This is a genomic window from Verrucomicrobiales bacterium (genome assembly GCA_016793885.1).
In the GTDB taxonomy this organism is placed as follows: Bacteria; Verrucomicrobiota; Verrucomicrobiia; order Limisphaerales; family UBA11320; genus UBA11320.
The window spans coordinates 24,967-41,879 of the sequence record JAEUHE010000014.1 but is presented as its reverse complement, the minus strand read 5'-3'; the positions used below and the strand labels follow the sequence as shown (position 1 = coordinate 41,879).

8 protein-coding genes are annotated in these 16,913 nt (G+C 61.0%); 2 read left to right on the top strand and 6 right to left on the bottom strand.

The window, feature by feature from the left end:
• Nucleotides 1–2 precede the first annotated feature (2 nt).
• The 6 genes from JNN07_02025 to JNN07_02000 are packed head-to-tail and all read right to left on the bottom strand — an operon-like array spanning nt 3 to nt 7,548.
• The gene (locus JNN07_02025; GenBank protein MBL9166500.1) at nt 3–1,115 is read right to left on the bottom strand and encodes a glycosyltransferase; all 1,113 of its coding nucleotides are present in this window, start codon (nt 1,113–1,115) and stop codon (nt 3–5) included.
• The gene (locus JNN07_02020; protein MBL9166499.1) at nt 1,112–2,017 is read right to left on the bottom strand and encodes an aminoglycoside phosphotransferase family protein; all 906 of its coding nucleotides are present in this window, start codon (nt 2,015–2,017) and stop codon (nt 1,112–1,114) included. The genes JNN07_02025 and JNN07_02020 overlap by 4 nt, the downstream gene beginning before the upstream one ends.
• A complete protein-coding gene (locus JNN07_02015) occupies nt 2,001–3,851 on the bottom strand; it encodes an ABC transporter ATP-binding protein (protein MBL9166498.1) in 1,851 nt (616 codons plus the stop codon). Before JNN07_02015 ends, JNN07_02020 begins: the two co-directional genes overlap by 17 nt.
• A gap of 6 nt (nt 3,852–3,857) precedes the next feature.
• A complete protein-coding gene (locus tag JNN07_02010; GenBank protein MBL9166497.1) occupies nt 3,858–5,057 on the bottom strand; it encodes a glycosyltransferase family 4 protein in 1,200 nt (399 codons plus the stop codon).
• Complete coding sequence (locus JNN07_02005; protein MBL9166496.1) at nt 5,054–6,304, bottom strand: glycosyltransferase; 1,251 nt, start codon at nt 6,302–6,304, stop codon at nt 5,054–5,056. The genes JNN07_02010 and JNN07_02005 overlap by 4 nt, the downstream gene beginning before the upstream one ends.
• Nucleotides 6,301–7,548: a hypothetical protein gene (locus JNN07_02000; GenBank protein MBL9166495.1), complete on the bottom strand. Its 1,248-nt coding sequence runs from the start codon at nt 7,546–7,548 to the stop codon at nt 6,301–6,303. Before JNN07_02000 ends, JNN07_02005 begins: the two co-directional genes overlap by 4 nt.
• 437 nt (nt 7,549–7,985) lie before the next feature.
• Here JNN07_02000 and JNN07_01995 point away from each other — a divergent pair, with 437 nt between their 5' ends.
• The gene (locus JNN07_01995; protein MBL9166494.1) at nt 7,986–9,629 is read left to right on the top strand and encodes a hypothetical protein; all 1,644 of its coding nucleotides are present in this window, start codon (nt 7,986–7,988) and stop codon (nt 9,627–9,629) included.
• Between the two features lie 143 nt (nt 9,630–9,772).
• Complete coding sequence (locus JNN07_01990; protein ID MBL9166493.1) at nt 9,773–16,828, top strand: lamin tail domain-containing protein; 7,056 nt, start codon at nt 9,773–9,775, stop codon at nt 16,826–16,828.
• Nucleotides 16,829–16,913 lie beyond the last annotated feature (85 nt).

The following is a 16,913-nucleotide window of genomic DNA, read 5'->3' as shown; positions in this document are numbered from 1 at the left end:
GCTCACGCGCCCCTCCTGACCACTGCCTCAACCACTCCCCGCAAGCGCTCCGAGAGATGGCCAATGGTGAAATTGTCCAGGCACCTCTCTCGCGCTTTTCGCCCTAGTTCCGCGGAGAGCGCTGGATTCTCCAGCAGATTGCGAATGGCGGCCGCCAGCGCCTCCGACTCACCGGGCGGCACCAACATTCCACAACCCTCAAGCACCTCGGGCAGATCCGACACGGCGCTCGCGACAATGGGTTTACCCATCGCCATGCAGTCATAAATCTTCATGGGCATCTGATAGCGGGTCACCTCCGTGTCCAGCTGAGGCACGGCTACGAGATCAGCCGCTGCCAGCAGCCTGGGCAGGTCGTGGTACGGGATCGGCGAAAGCCGCTGAATGGGATACTTGGACCAAGACTTTTCGGCCAGGTCCGCAGGGCGGCACAGCACCGCCAGGGTTGCGCCTGCAACCGATCCGACGGCTTTGGCCAGTGGCTTCAAGCCCTTGTGCCAACGGGGCGTCCCAGCGAAAAGCACCGTGGGTCCAGAGAAGCCAAATTCGCGACGCACCGACGATCGATCGATCATCGGTGGATTAAACCGCTCCGTGTCTGAACCGTGCGGGATCAAGGTTCCACCGAATCGCTTCTGCAGCGAGCGAGACGCGGAAGTGACGGCGGAAGCCGCTCCTCCGGCCCGGCTCAGCAGTGAGACAAAGACTGCGGATCCAGGCCTGCTAAGATCGGCCATGGACGGCTTCGCTGCCCACTCGGCCCGAGGAGCGAACCCGGTGTCGAGATCATCCACATCCAGAATCACCGGGATATCGAGCTTTTCCGACGCCACCAAGGCTGCGCCGTAGGACGCCAACTGGGGCTTAACTGCGATCAAGACATCAGACCCCTGGCAGAGTTGAATCAACTCGAGAAACGAGCGATAAAAGCGGGGAAAGCGCCCCTCGGGCACCGTGCGGATCCAAGACTCCTCAGGCAACGCAGGCCAAAGACCGCCCTTCTCCACCGGTCCTACCACCTGCACCTCGGCGAAGGCCCGCGCTGCCAAGGCGAGCCGATGCGCTCTCATGGACGCGTTGGAAGACAGATTATGGCTCAGGACAGTTATCTTCATGCGACTTCCGCCAAGGCTAGGTTGATCAGAGGGGTTGCCAGATAGCGTTCGGCAGGCCAGAGCTGCAAGAGGCTGGCCGCTCTCCTCAGCAAGGCGGCGGCTGTGTAAAAGGACATCGTGGCGGCGACCGTGTTCGCCGGGTTTACCGATTCGTAACGCCGGACGAGGCGCTTGATCAAAGCGTGGTTGGGCTGGCGGCCGCGCCGCAGTGAGGCGAGCCAACTCGAGGTCGCCACATAGGCCAGATCGCGAGCAGGATCTGCCCATTGAAAACGGTCCCAATCGATCACGACCAACGTCTCCTCGTGCACCAGAATATTGCGGGTGGAGAAATCGCCATGGCTGGGCACCAACCCGGAGCCTTTGCGCCGCCGATTCTCCATGGCCACCAGGACCTGCTGGAAGGAGGCTTGGTGTTCCGGAGAATGGGTCTTGATCCAGTCAAGACGCCGACCCAAGGAGCGCAGGACTCCGCGAGCGCTTCGACGGGTCGTTGGCAGTGCATCGGATCGATGGAGTTCGGCGAGCAGATCCACAACTCTCTCCCATGGCTCGATGGCCGAGTCGGCCAGGGGATGCGTTTCCATGGGGGTCCCGGGGACACGCGCGAAGATCGCCAGGGAAAGATCCGCCTCATAGTGCAGCGGCTCCGGCACCACCGCGGGCCGGCGGGCTCGACCGAAGCTCGAGTTCCAAACCAGGACTGCATTGGCGAACGCGGCCTCCCCGCCCCCGCGAGGATAGTGCTTGGCGACCGCACTCACTCCGGCGGGTGTTCGGACGGGGAGCGCCTCCCGGTCAGGGCGCCGCACCTGATAATCGCCGGCCTCCAACTCGTATCCGCGAGCCGACAGCACCAACCCTAGATCCGGCGCAAGCGACTGGTCAGAGAGTGACAACATAAGAATCTTGATTAGCCTTGGATGCATTGTTGCCCGTAGCAGTATCCCAAAGCGCCGCGTAGGCACCTCGCTGCTTCACCAACTCCTCATGGGTGCCCTGCTCGAGAACTCGACCCCTGCCCAGATAGATGATGGTATCGGAACGACGCGCATGGCTGAGGTCGTGGGTTATGTGCAACACGGTCCGACCCGCATAGCGCTTTTCCAGCGCGGCTAGCACCGCCTGCTCGCTCTGCACATCGAGGCCAGTCGTGGGTTCATCGAGGATGAGGATCGGTGCCAGACGGACCGCGGCGCGTGCGATGGCAATGCGTTGGCGCTGGCCGTGGGAAAGGGTCACACCCCTCTCTCCGATCACCGTGTCGTAGCCGGCAGGGAGAGCGCGGATAAACTCATCCGCGCGGGCAAGTTTAGCCGCTTCCTCAATCGCTTCGTCTGACACCCCCGCACACCCGAGGGCAATGTTCTCGCGCACGGAAGTGGCGAAGAGCAGGTTGTCCTGCAGAACGACGCTGATCTGCTGCCGGAGCGACTCAACAGTGAAGCGATCCAAAGCCACTCCATCGATGCGAATTTGTCCGGAACAAGGATCGTACAACCGAAGAATCAAGCTCGCCAAAGTCGACTTGCCGCTTCCTGAGGGCCCGACCAATGCCACATGACGCCCGGCGGGAATTACCAGTTGAACCTTCTTTAGCACGAACTTGGCATCTTCATAGAGGAACGAGACCTGATCAAATTCCACGTGCCCCAGAAAAGGCGGAGCAGGGATGGCGTCGGGACGGTCCTGCACCTCAGGGGTGCTTTCCAGCAGATCGAAAACGCGAGCGGCGGAGGCACTGGCTTTGCTGAGTCGAGCGCTATACTTGGCGAAGTCCTGAATCGGCCGGTAGGCGTACTTTAGATAGGCGAGAAACAACAGGAGGTCGCCCGCGCGCAAGGATCCCGCCATCACCTGCCGGGTGCCATACCACAGCACCAAAGCGGTCGCCGCTCCCACGAGCAGATCGATGGAGCGTTCCAAACCGGCAGCCAATCGACGTCCCTTGACGGCGGTTTTGAGGTTCTTCTCGTTGGCGCTGGAAAACTCGTCCGCAAAGGTGTTGCCCAGCGACAACGTTTGGATGGTGCGAATTCCTCCCAAGGATTCGGCGGCCGTGGCCGCCATGTCGCTCTCGCGCTGGCGTTGCTGCTGCGCCACCGTCCGGATCTGACGGGTCAATCGGACCGTGCGCAGCCAAAAGAGTGGCACCAGGGCGATCGAGACTAGAGCCAATTGCCAGTGCAGCCAAAACATCAAACCGACCATACCCACCAGGATCAGAACCTTGCCAATCATGGGGAGCAGGGCATTAACGGTGGCATCCTGAAGAATGCCAATGTCGCCGATCACGCGAACCACCAAATCCCCCGCACGGGAACGCGCGTGGAACGACAGCGAGAGATACTGAAGGTTGCGGTAGACGCGACCACGCATCCGTGCCCAGAGACGGTTGCCGATGATGGCAAAGCCGACCGTGGCCACATAGGCTGCGACCGCACGTCCCGCACAGATCGCCACCAGCGAGATGCATGCGACCCACAGGATGTCACTCGGGGGCAAGGAGCCCAGAAAACTGAGCATCCCTGCCGGAGTCGGCGGTCGCTCGGGCAGAACATAGTCGAAAATCACCTTCAGAGGCCAGGGCTCCAGCAATCGAAAGAGCACTTCCAGCAGAACCGCGAGAACCGATCCGAAAATGAGCCCGCGGAAGGCACCCAGCGCCGGACCGAAATGAATTCGAGCCCTTCGATAGAGGCTGATCGTTTCCGACAGATGTAGTGTGGAGGCCATAGGCGGTTAAGGGATGCTGACCTCGAGGTTCCGGGATTCAGCCGCGAGGGCTCGCACCCTTCGAGCGGAAGACTTCCAGGTGCGATGCTTAAGCACCCAGCTTCGTCCCGCGCAGCCGAGCGACTGCCGAAGCCCTGCATCCGCAGAGAGCCGAAGGAGAGCTTGGCTGAGGGGGGCCACCTGACCGGGCTCCACCAGAAGCCCAGTGACTCCATCCTGAACCACCGACGTGATCTGGCCGATCCGGCTCGCGACGATCGCACGGCCCGCCGCGAGATACTCATACACCTTCAGAGGAGAAAAGTAGAACGACTCCATGGGTGGGTACGGCGCCACTGCCACATCCATGGATGCCAGCCAGGAAGGAACATCGCTGGGCTTTACAGCCCCGGCAAAGTGAACCGCGCTCGAGATTCCGAGCTCCTCCGCTCTCGCTGCGAGCCGAGCGCGTTCAGGTCCATCTCCCACCAGCAATAGCTGGGCGTCGGGACGCTGTTGGCGAACCACTGCGAAAGCTTCGAGCAAGGTCATCAAGCCGTGCCAGGGCTTCAAGGTGCCCAAAAAGCCGATCACCATCCCCCCCAAGCCCCGCACCTGCGCAGGAGCCACGTTCGGGACGAAGCGGGAAGGGCTGACGCCATTGGGCAACACGCTCACCTTGCCCCGGGCCCCCGGCTGGGCATCAAGCCAGGCGGCCAACTCCTCGGAAACCGCCAGAAGATGGGTGGCCGCCTCGAACACGCGATGCGCCACCTCGCGACACTCGGCCAGGTGCACCAAGCCGCGATGCTCCAACTGCTCATCGATCAAGGGAGCGTTGACTTCCAACAACCCAGGAACACCCACGCGTCGCGCGAACTCCATGCCGGCGTAGCTCCAGAGGGAATAACGTTCGTAGAGGAACTCGGCGCGGTGAGCTCCGCAATGGCTCAGAATGGCTTCCAGGTCGCGATTGGCCAGCAGGGCTGACGTCTCCCTGCCCGCGACGTCGGGCGCGGCGAGCGGCGGCAGAACCGACAAGCGCGCCCGAGCGATCTGCCCGCCCGGCACACCCCCGAGCCGCTGAGCGATCAAACGCATCTCCAAGCCCTCTTCCAAGAACGCACCCAGCATTTCCTGAACATGAACTGAACACCCCTTCTCGCCAAAAACAGGGACGCCGGAATCAGCACAGATGTAAACCGCCGATGGAGACGTCATGCTCATGAGCAGAGAGCGGGTTGCCCCGTCTGGGTTTGTGAACGTTCACGTGCACAGGCGTTGAAGAGTTCCCGTTGCCGTTGCGCATTCTGCACGATGTCGAACTCCGCCTCGATCAAACGCCGAGCCCGGGAGGCCAGCTGAATGCGGAGCTTGGCGTCGCCCAGCAACCGCTTGAGAGCCAGCGCCAGCGCCACGGGATCCCGCTGCGGAACGAGCAACCCGGTCTCTCCCTCGCGAACAATCTCGGGAATTCCCGTAACCGGGGTTGAGACGCAAGGAGTGCCCAACGCCATGGCCTCCAAGAGGACCGTGGGCATGCCGTCTCGATTGCCATCCTCCCCGACGATGCAGGGCGCAGCCATCACCGCAGCCGACTGCACCATCCGGATGATGTCGCTCTGCGGACGAGCCCCCGACAACTCCACCAGAGAACCGAGGCCCAACCGGGTCAGCTCGCTTCGGAGCGCGTCCTCCTGGTCGCCATTACCGACGATCTGACAACGAAACGAGGTTCCTGAATCGCGAAGAATCGCACACGCCTTAAGCAGGTCGCTAAATCCCTTTTTCTCCACCAGACGGCCCACCGCGATCACCACCGGAGGACGATCCTCAGGGGCAGCATAGGCAAAACGGTCCAGATGAAGTCCGTTATAGAGCCGAACAACCTTCCCCGCAGCGGCACCGTAGTGGTTCTGCAAGAATTCCAGATTGAAATCACTGACGGTGACCACCGAGTCGGCGGAGTTGAGTTTACGCTCGAGATCCTCCGGAACCACGCTCTCGTGAAAGATGTCTTTGGCGTGAGCGGTGAACGAAAAGGGCACCCGGGAAAAGAGGGACGCAAGCCGGGCAACCGAGGTGGCCGACGTGGCGAAATGGGCATGCAGATGATCGATGCCGCGTTTCTTGATCTCCGCCACCAGACACAACGCCTGGTAGACATCCCGGACATTCTCTCCCCGAGCCGCTTCAAAGGTTCTCCAAAAGCCTGGAAACTGGCTCGCGGCCTCTTCTACCAAACGCCAGAACTCGCTGGCCTTGGGCACCTCCGACGGAAGGTAAGTCACAGCCCCGCGAACGCAGGACACGATGTTCTGAAAGTGCGAATCGATGCACGGCCCCAAGGAGAAGATCTCGATGGGCCAGCCGGCGGCTTCATGCGCCAGAAGCTCGTTCACGATGAAGGTTTCAGAGAAGCGAGGGTACCGCTTCACCACATATCCGATTCTGAGGGGATTGGAGGTCTTCATGGATTACTGCACAGGGGAAGTCGCCCCGGGATCAAGGACTCTCGAGCCTGGGCATGCAGCTGAAGTGCGGCCGCCTGGGCTCCCTGAAAATTCAACACCCGCGAAACACGGCTCCGGATGCTTTGCCGGCTCTGGTTCACCGCCAGGGAAATGGCCGCGCCCAGACGAGCCGGTGTCAGCTCCCGGGGATGAAGCCAGGTCATCAGGCCGAGCCGGCCGAAGGCCTGAGCGCGGATCAACTGTTCCTCACGCGGCTCCACACGCGGCACACAAACCGTCGGCACACCTGCCGCCAGCGCCTCGCCCAACGTGTTGTATCCCCCCATGCACACCACCGCTGAGGCGATCTGGAGATAGTTGGGAAGATCCGGCACGAACCGACGAAAGATCACGCGATTCCTGAGGGCAATCCGCTCCAAGAGCCGAAATCGGGACTCAGGCATCATGGGCCCAGCCACAGCCATTCCCTTCCAAGGCACATCGACAGCCGATCGCACAAACGATTCGATCAGAAACGCTCCATCCTCACCTCCCCCAGCCGAGGCGATCACCAGGGGCTGTTGAGTGGTTGCGAGCGGGACAACGCGCTTCTCGCCCCCACGACCGGAGGGAGTCGCTGCCGGGTTAACCACGTAACCACAAAAGCGGGTGCGACTCGCAAGCACGTCGGGAAACCGGTACTCACGAACCGAGTCGAACACATGGGCATGACCATAAACAAAAACCTGGTCGTAGTTTTTCGCAATCGCACGCTGGGTTCGATAAGGCGTCCATTCCGCAGCAACGGTCTCCGGCGAGTCCAGGATGTCACGCAAGCCCAGCACGCTCCTGGCTCCTTGGTCTTTGGCGATGCGCAGCGCCTCTCGAAACTCACCGCTGGCCCCAAACGGATGTTTGTCGACCAAGACCACATTCGGCTTAAAGGACCGAACCGCCGTCCGCAGAAGCGAGGCGCGAAAAGTCCGAATTTCCTCCGCCGAGATGGACATACGACGCGAGACGTAGCTCCCATTCTCCACCTTGCGTAGCCCGGGGAGCTTAAGAATCTCAACCTGCGCCGGAATCCCCAACCGTGTGACTTCCTCCGTGCCGGTCACCAACAGCACACTGGCCGAAGGCTCCAACTCACTCAGCGCCCGCGCGATCGCGATATGCCGGCGGGTATGTCCCAACCCCATCCCATCATGGGAATAGAGAAAGAAGCGCGGAGCCGCAGATGAACTTGGATGTTCAGACAACAACATAGGACAAGCAGCTCCTCTTGAGCACCCCAGGTGCCAGCCGCTCAGGACTACCCAGCAAACACCCTGAAGCGCTTGCCTACCGGAGCAAATAAAGATCCCATATTGTTCTATTCTAGAATGTTACAACTAAGAGCCCGTATCACTCCCTCCCCTCACCGCATCCATGTCATCAACCCTCAGCGAATTCGAACCCAGCGGTATTTGGGCTCAGAAGCCCGTTACGGTTTGGGCCCGATGGCCCAAACTCAGAGAGTCGCGTCGTGGACTAGCTGCGGTCGGGGGACTTCCTTCCCCAGCGCGCCCAACCTGCTAAAGCAGGAACTCCATACGCCGGAGGTGCCGTTCTCGTACGGAGTTTCGCCTTCAAGCGGATCGGGCAGCGAAGTGGAAAGGGACGGGGAACCTGCTAAAGCAGGAACTCCATACCCCAAAGGGCCATGTGCCCCTCGCCGCCCTCAGCCCAATCCATGCAGTCGGGCGGCATGGATTGGGCTGAAGGCGGAAGGTTTCTGATCGCGTGCGCGACGGATCCTCGGCATGATCTCTCCACCATGCCGACCAAGCCTGCGCCAGTTCGCCATAACCGGTCCCGATGGAAATCAATGGCCCGCGGAGCTGCATTTGTGCTCCTGGCGGGGGTTGCCATCGTGGGAATGCGCGCGGCGTATGTCTTTCGCGACCGCACCCCGGGCTACTCTCTAACGATCCACCGGAAACCAAGCTCCTCGGCCACCGCGCTCCGGGTGGGGTTTGGCCGGATCAACATCACGCCCTCGCTGACCAACGCAGCACGTCCGATATGGCTGGCGGGATTCAGCCAGAATCGAGCAGCCACGGGCGTTCACGACCCGCTCTATGCCGTGGCCACCGTTCTGGATGACGGTCAAACCCGGGTCGGACTCGTGGTCCTGGACGCGATTGGGTTCTTCTATGACGACGTCATTGCCGTGCGACGAGCCTGTGAGGCCGAGCTCAAGCTCAATTACACCGTCGTTTGTTCCACGCACAACCATTCCACCCCGGACTTGATGGGACTCTGGGGGCCCAGCCCGCTGCGAAGCGGAGTTGACCGCCACTACCGACAACAGGTGATCGATGGGGCGGCACAAGCACTCCGCGATGCAGCCCAGAGCCTGCAGGAAACCAAAGTCTCCTATCATGAAATCAAGACCCCGCCCGACGGACTCGTGGCCGATACTCGCAAACCCCAGGTCTTCGACTCCGACCTGCGCGTGGTCCTCTTCCGAAACCCCGCCGGGACCGAGGTCCTGGGAACAGTCGTGGGCTGGGGCAACCACCCGGAGACACCTTGGTCCAAGAACCAAGAGATCACGGCCGATTTCCCAGGTGCGTTGCGGGACGCTCTCGAGAATGGGATTGTACACAGCAACCGAGTCGTCCTGCCCGGGCTGGGAGGAACGCATGTCTTCGTCAATGGGGCTGTCGGAGGATTGATGACCACTCATCCCTCCACGGTGGTCACCGATCCTTTTTCCGGGGAAGAGTTCAAGAAGCCATCCCACGAGAAAACGCGGGCGCTGGGAAATCAGCTTGCCCGGCGGGTCCTGGACCGCATCTCGAATCTTGAGCTTCCCGGAAGCACCATTGCCCCCATCGGGATTCACGCCCGCACGGTGGAGTTTCCGGTCAAAAACAAGGGATTCCTGCTCGCCACCTTCTTGGGGCTGCTCGATCGCGGTCATTCGAGCTGGATGCGGATGAAGTCGGAGGTCGCCCTCATCACCCTGGGCGAAGCGTCCATGGCGTGCATCCCGGGGGAGATCTATCCGGAGATCGTGAATGGCGGCGTTGAGCAAGCGCCGGGAGGGGACTTTGAGGTGGCGCCGGTGGAGGTCCCAGCTATTCGAGAGCTGATGCCCGGAAAATTGAAGTTCGTGTTCGGCCTGGCCAACGATGAGATCGGCTACATCATTCCGCGCAGCGAATGGGACGAAAAGCCGCCCTATCTTTATGGCGCAAAAGGGTCTCCCTACGGAGAGGTCAACTCGGTTGGACCCGATACCGCCCCACTGATCCATCAGGCGCTCCGCTCGCTCTGCGAAGAAGCCCGGCAGCCTTAGCTGAGCCGACTCGGAAGCCCCATCTTTGAGGTGGCAATCGAGCGCGAGACCGGTCATGATGACCCAGCTCGCAAATCGGACGGTGGGGCCTGTTCAACCGCAACGTTCCGCAAGAGTCGAGCGGCTAACCCGACCGCTGAAGTATGCATCTCGCACGTCCCGGCCTCCTGTCGGCCAAGCTCAACCTGCCGATACTCCTCTCCCTTCTGGTGTGCCTCGTCCCAGGAACTGTCCTTAGGGCGCAGCCATTCACGTCGGACGACATCGGCCGGCCAAGCCAGCCCGGCTCAACGGCGGTCGTATCGGCGGGGGTCGACCTCAGCTTCTCCGGACGCGACATCGATGGCAAATCGGACGAGTTTCGCTATCATTGGCAGTTACTTACCGGGGACTTCGATGTGCAGGTGCGAATCCCGAAACTGGACGCGGGAGACCCCTGGGCGAAAGCGGGACTGATGGTGCGGTCGAGCCTCAGCACCAATGCCGCCTTCGCCATGGTGGCCACCACTCCCGGGCTGGCGGGATCGCTTTTTATATCGCGGTCAGGGGTGGATTCAAACGCGGTGCCGGAGGGGTTCTTTCCGCCCAACCCACCCGATGCCTGGATCCGCCTCCAGCGTGTGAACGACCGTCTCACCGGCTACGCCAGTCGCGACGCACGACAGTGGATGCCTCTGGGTTCAGCCTCGGTGGATTTACCCGCCCAAGCCTACCTGGGTTTCGCGCTGGCGAGCCGGTCGCCCGCCTCCCCTGCAACCGCGCGGTTCCGGGATTTTGCCAACACTTCATCCACCAGGAGTCTGATGTCGTTCGGGGAGCACGAACCTCCCGGCCCATCCAGTCGAACCACGGGGCTCGCAATCACCGAAATTCTCTACAATCACCCTCCGCTCGAATCGGGATCAACCAACAGTCTCGAATACGTGGAACTGTTCAACTCCAATCCATTTTTCGAGGAGATCGGGGGCTACCGCCTCAGCGGGGATGTGCAATTCATTTTCCCAGCCGGCACGAGCCTGCATGGCGGGCAATACTTGGTGATAGCCCGTGACCCGGAGGCAATCCGCCGGACCTATGGCATTGCGAACGTCGTCGGCCCTTTCACCGGATCGCTCAAGCCGACGGGACGAGTGCAGCTCTTGGATCGAGTCAATGCGGTCATGCTCGATGTTCCCTACTCCCACCTCCCCCCCTGGCCCGCCGCTGCGGACGGCACCGGTCACTCGCTCTCCCTCGCCCGCCCATCGCGCGGTGAGTCATTCCCGGAGGCATGGGGGATCAGTGATCGAAAGGGTGGATCTCCCGGCAGGGCGGAGAGCCTGGGACGGGAACCGCTCCGAGGGGTGCTCATCAACGAATTCCTGGCCAACCCCAGCGGAGCCGACCCGGACTATCTTGAGCTCTACAATCACAACCCGCAGCCGGTCGATCTTTCGGGAGCCTGGCTAACCGACTCGCCCACCACGAACAAGTTTCGAATCCCCGATGGAACGATCATTCCCGCGGGAGGTTTCCTGACCTACGATGAATCTCGGCTCGGCTTCAGCCTCAACGCGGAGGGAGAAACCCTTTATCTCGTCAACGCAAACCGAGATCGGGTGATCGATGCGGTACGGTTCGATGATCAGCGCCCGGGTGTCTCACAAGGCAGGCATCCCGATGGCAACCAGGAATGGTATCCCTTGAAAACCCGAAGCCCCGGCTCACCCAACACGGACATTCTCGTGCATGATGTCGTGATCCACGAAATCATGTACAAGCCGATCAGCGGGGACGACGACGACGGGTTCATCGAGTTGTTCAACCAGGGCACCAACACCCTCTCCATCGCGGGCTGGAAATTCGTGTCAGGCATCTCCTTCACCTTCCCCCCCGGGGCAACTCTTCCAGCCCAAGGCTATGTGGTAGTGGGGAAAAATCGATCCCGGCTGCTGTCCCGCTATCCAGGAACGCTGACGCCGCAAAATACCTTCGGAGACTACAGCGGGAAGCCCACGCGCGACGGGAACCGCGTCGCGCTGGCGATGGCCATCGAGGAGGTTTCACGCGGAGCCAACGGGGTGGAGCAGACCAACATCATTTATCCAGTCATCGACGAAGTGACGTTTGCCCGAGGGGGCCAGTGGGGGCGTTGGGCAAACGGCGATGGCAGCAGCCTCGAACTCAGAGACCCCCGCGCCAACCATCGCTTGGCCGCCAACTGGGGCGACAGCGACGAGACTCAGAAGGCTCCGTGGAGTCTCATTGAGGCCACCGGCCTGATCGACAACAGCCGACCTTACAACAGCGGGCCCATCAATCGGCTGGAGGTCACCCTGCTCAACGCGGGGGAGTGTCTGTTGGACAATGTGGAAGTCTTCGCCGGCACCAACGCGGCCAACCGGGTTTCCAACTCGACCTTCGAAAGCGGGCTGGCGCCTTGGGTCGTGCAGGGCGACCATGTGCAGTCCTCTCTCGAACTCGACGAGGGATATCAAAGTTCCCGGTCACTGCATGTGCGAGCCTCCGCGCGAGGCGACACCGGGGCCAATCGCATTCGGGTCGCCATGTCGCCGGACCTCGCCGCCGGCCAGACCTGCACGATCCGCGCCCGGGCCCGCTGGCTCCGGGGATGGCCCGAACTGATCCTGCGCCTCAAGGGAAATGGGTTCGAGCTTCCCGGCGTCCTGCAAGTCCCCACCAACTTGGGAACCCCAGGGCAGCGCAACACCCAGGCAGCCACCAATGCACCGCCAGCCATCGCCGCGGTTCAGCATCAGCCCGTGCTGCCGCCGGCCAACCACGACGTAACTATCACCGCGCGCGTGGCGGACCCCGATGGCGTGAAATCACTCACCGTGTGGTATCGAACCGATCCCGAGACGAATTACACGTCCGTGAGGATGAACGACGCCGGACAGGAGGGCGACCTGCTTGGCCAGGATGGAGTCTTCAGCGGCGTGATACCCGGCCAACCCCTGGGAACACTCGTGGCGTTCTACCTGGAGGCAGCTGACGACGCTTCGCCGACTCAATCGGCTCGCTTCCCGGCAGTTGCCCCCCAGCAAGAATGCCTGGTCCGCTTTGGAGAACCCACCCCAGCCAGCGGGTTCTCGAGCTACCACTTCTGGATGACGGCCAAGAACCTAAAGACCTGGATCAACCGGCCGTCGCTCAGCAATGAGCGGGTGGAAGGCACGTTCGTCTATGGAAACTACCGAGCCATTTACAACATCGGAGGCAAGTATTCCGGCAGCCCTTACCACCAAGGCATCGAGTCCCCAATGACCGCTGGCTGCAATTACTCGCTGGAGCTTCCCTTGGATGATCTGCTGCTGGGCACCGAGAATTTCAACAAGATCCACGCACCCGGCAACGGGCCGTTCGACGACGCCACCGGGCTAGCGGAACAGACCGCTTACTGGGTCATGCAGCAGATGGATCTGCCCTACAACTATCGCCGCATCATCGGCTTTTATTTTAACGGGGTAAGAAAAGGCAATGCGTTCATGGAGGACACCCAGACCCCGGGATCCGATGTCGTCAACCAACGATTTCCCGATGACAGCGATGGCCATCTTTACAAGCTGCAGCCCTGGTTCGAGTTTGATGACGTCACCTCCACCGGCAGCGGCGGCGCTGGATTCGACACCGTTTCCATGTGCCGACTCATGCACTTCTACACTGGGCCCACTGGAAACATCAAGAAGCTGGCCCGCTACCGCTACAACTGGCTGACAAGGGCGGCAAACGGAACCGCCAATGACTATACCAATGTGTGGGATTTGATCGACGCGGCGAATACCCCCCCGCGAGGCGACTACGTCGCCAACATGAAACATCTAGTGGATATGGAAGAGTGGATGGGGGTTTTCGCCGTGCAGCATGCGGTCGGCAACTGGGACAGCTTCGGAAACTCCAATGCGCAGAACATGTACGGCTATAAGCCGAGCCGAGGAAAATGGACCCTCCTAACCTGGGATTTCAACATCGTCCTGGGAAACCAGGGATCCGATGGTCCGACCGGCGACGACCTGTTCCAAACCAACACGGACGACCCGGGAATGGTCCGCATTTATGAAACCCCGGAGTTCCGACGAATGTACCTCCGCTCGCTCAAGAGGATCGCGGAAGGACCGATGAACGGGAACGGCCTGGCTGCCTTGATGGATGCCAAGTATGCGGAGATGACCGCCGGGGGGATCATCATCAGCAATCCTGCCGCCATGAAACGATGGGTCGAACAACGGCAGGCCTTCCTGAACTCCGAGGTGAGGAAATATGCCACCAACTTCACCCTGCTTGGATCGGCTAACTACACCACGAACTCGGATGTCGCTGTGCTGACCGGCTCAGCACCTTTGGACGTAAAGACAGTAGTCGTGAACGGGGTTCAGTATCCACTGGCTTGGGTGAACCCGACGAGCAGGATCACGGACTCCAGCTACGTGACCACCTGGAGGATCATCGTACCGCTCACCCCCGGGGACAATCACCTGGCCCTCGAAGCCCTCGACTTGGAGGGTGCCAGAATCCCAGGGATGAACCTGGCTGTGAGCATCACCCGCACCCTGAGCGAATTAGACCCCCGCGGTGTGGTGGTGATCAACGAGATCCACTACAATCCCGCCCTGCCCAACGCGGCTTACCTCGAATTGTTCAACACCTCCACCAACCGAGCTGTCGACCTGTCCGGCTGGCGCCTCGATGGCGTTGGCTACACGTTTCCGACCGGGAGCGTGATCAACCGGGGGCAGCACCTGGTTCTGGCGCGTGATCGTGTCGGCCTCGGCCGGGCCTTCGGTTTGGAGGCGCCGGTGTTCGGTGAATATGAGGGCGGACTTTCGGATGACGGTGAAGTCGTCAGCCTGGTGAAGCCGGGCCCCACGCCGGACCGGGACATCGTCGTCGACCGGGTGCGCTATGAACCGACGCTGCCGTGGCCCCAGACCGCGAACGGATCGGGATCGTCGCTGCAGCTCATCGATGCCACCAAGGACAATAGTCGCGTCAGCAATTGGGGCAGCGCCGCTGAGCGTGGCTGGATCAAAGCCACACTGACGGCCACGAATCGCAGTCCCCGCATCCTTCTCTATCTCACCTCCGCCGGGGAGGCTTATGTGGACGATGTGTCGCTTACCGGACCGGACGGAAAGGAACTGGTGATCAACGGCGACTTTGAGTCTCCCTTGGCGGGAACCTGGGGCGTGGGCACCAACCTGACTCAATCGGGGCGGAGCACAGCGGTGGCCCGCTCAGGTTCTTCCAGTCTCCACCTCATCAGCACCGCGGGCTTCCCGCTGAACGGCAACACCAATCAAGCCATTTGGCAGGAGGTTTCGCCCTTTGCCACCAACCGTTACACCCTTACCTTTTGGTATCTGCCCTCCAGCAACGGCGTCGCGGTGGTGGCTCGAACTTTATCCACGGCCCCCTTCCTGATTCAGCGCGTCCTGGCACCCGTCTTTGCCACCCCCGGAGTGGCGAACAATGTCTCCGCCACCTTGCCCGAATATGACGAACTTTGGTTGAATGAGGTACTCCCCTACAATGTAAACGGGATTTCAGACAACCAAGGCGACCGTGATGGATGGCTGGAACTTTACAATGCGGGAAGCAAACCCATCAGCCTGGCCGACTACTTCCTGACGGACGACTATGCCCAGCTGCAGAGCTGGCGATTCCCTGCTTCAGCGATCATCCAGCCCAAGGAATTTCTCAAGGTCTGGGCCGATGGCGAACCAGAGGCCGGAAACGAAACCGTCTTCCACACGAGCTTTTCCCTTTCTTTAACGAATGGCTCGATCGCGCTGGTACGATCCATCGCCGGCACGCCTCAAATCGTGGATTATTTGAACTATCGCCGCCTGGGACCAGACCAGTCCTACGGTTCGTTCCCGGACGGCCAGCCATTCTATCGGCAGCGCTTCACCCAAGTCACCCCGGGGAACACCAACGATGGAACTCCTTCGGCGGTCCAGATCAATGAGTGGATGGCGGACAATGAGGGGTTCATTCCAGATCCAGGCGACGGCAAATTTCACGATTGGTTCGAACTCTACAACCCGGCCGAGACCACGGCAGACCTTTCCGGGTTCTATCTCACCGACAACCTCAGCAATCGCACTCAATACAGGATTCCATCGGACACCCTCATCCCCCCGGGAGGCCATCTGCTGGTGTGGGCGGACAAACTCTCCCCACCGCCCAACCCTGCCGATCTCGACCTGCATGCCAGCTTCAACCTGAGCAAACGAGGCGGGATCATCGCGCTGCTCGGACCGGATGGCAGAACCATCGATCTTGTCACCTACGGCGGGCAAACCAATGATATTAGCCAGGGGCGTTTTCCCGACGGAGCCGCCGACCTCGTTTTCATGTCGGATCCAACCCCGCGCCGGGCGAACCAAGCCAACCAGTCCAACAACACGCTTCCGAAAATACAGGCCATCCCCAGCCGGAGGCTGAACGAGAACACCAGGCTTTCATTCACCGCGACTGCGACCGATGGAGAAACACCCCCATCGAGCCTCATCTTCTCGCTCGAGCCCGGAGCGCCCTCCGGGGCCAGCATTCTGCCTGACGGACGCTTTCGCTGGCGGATCCGGGAAGACCAAGGCCCCGGACAGTTCAATCTGGCGGTGCGTGTGACCGACTCCGGAAATCCACCGCTGAGCGCCACGACTCAGTTCCAGGTAATGGTCGATGAAGTCAACAGCCCCCCCATCTTCAATCCCCGCTCTCAATACACCCAAGTTGGACAACTGCTGACCTTCGCCACCGCTACCGATGGCGACATTCCACCCCAGGAACTCACCTTCTCACTGTTGCCCGGAGCGCCCGATGGAGTCAGCATCGATCGGTCGACGGGGGTGGTCCGATGGCAGCCAGCCGAAAGCCAACGAGGAGCGGTCCAGCTCACCGTTCAAGCCCGGGACAACGGAGTTCCCTTCCTGACCTCCGTCTACACCTATTCCGTCACGGTGGGCGGATCCAACGAAAAGCTACTGGTCAGTCAGATCTTCGCCTCAGGGGACCGAGTGAGCATCCACACCCGCGGCATCGTCGGAAGAACTTACCAACTGCAACAAAGCCAAACCTTGGTCGGAGCCACCTGGAGCCGAGTCGAGGACCAGCTGGCGGTCCAGGAGCAGATCATCTTCTCGGACACGTTGATCCCGGGTCAGGCCCGCTATTACCGCCTACTGGAGCTCCCCTAGAATCCGCCGATGTCTGTTTCATGGTGAACATAGTGAATAATGAGTGAACCCCTGAAGAGTCAGCCACAAACAGCTCCAGCCGTGG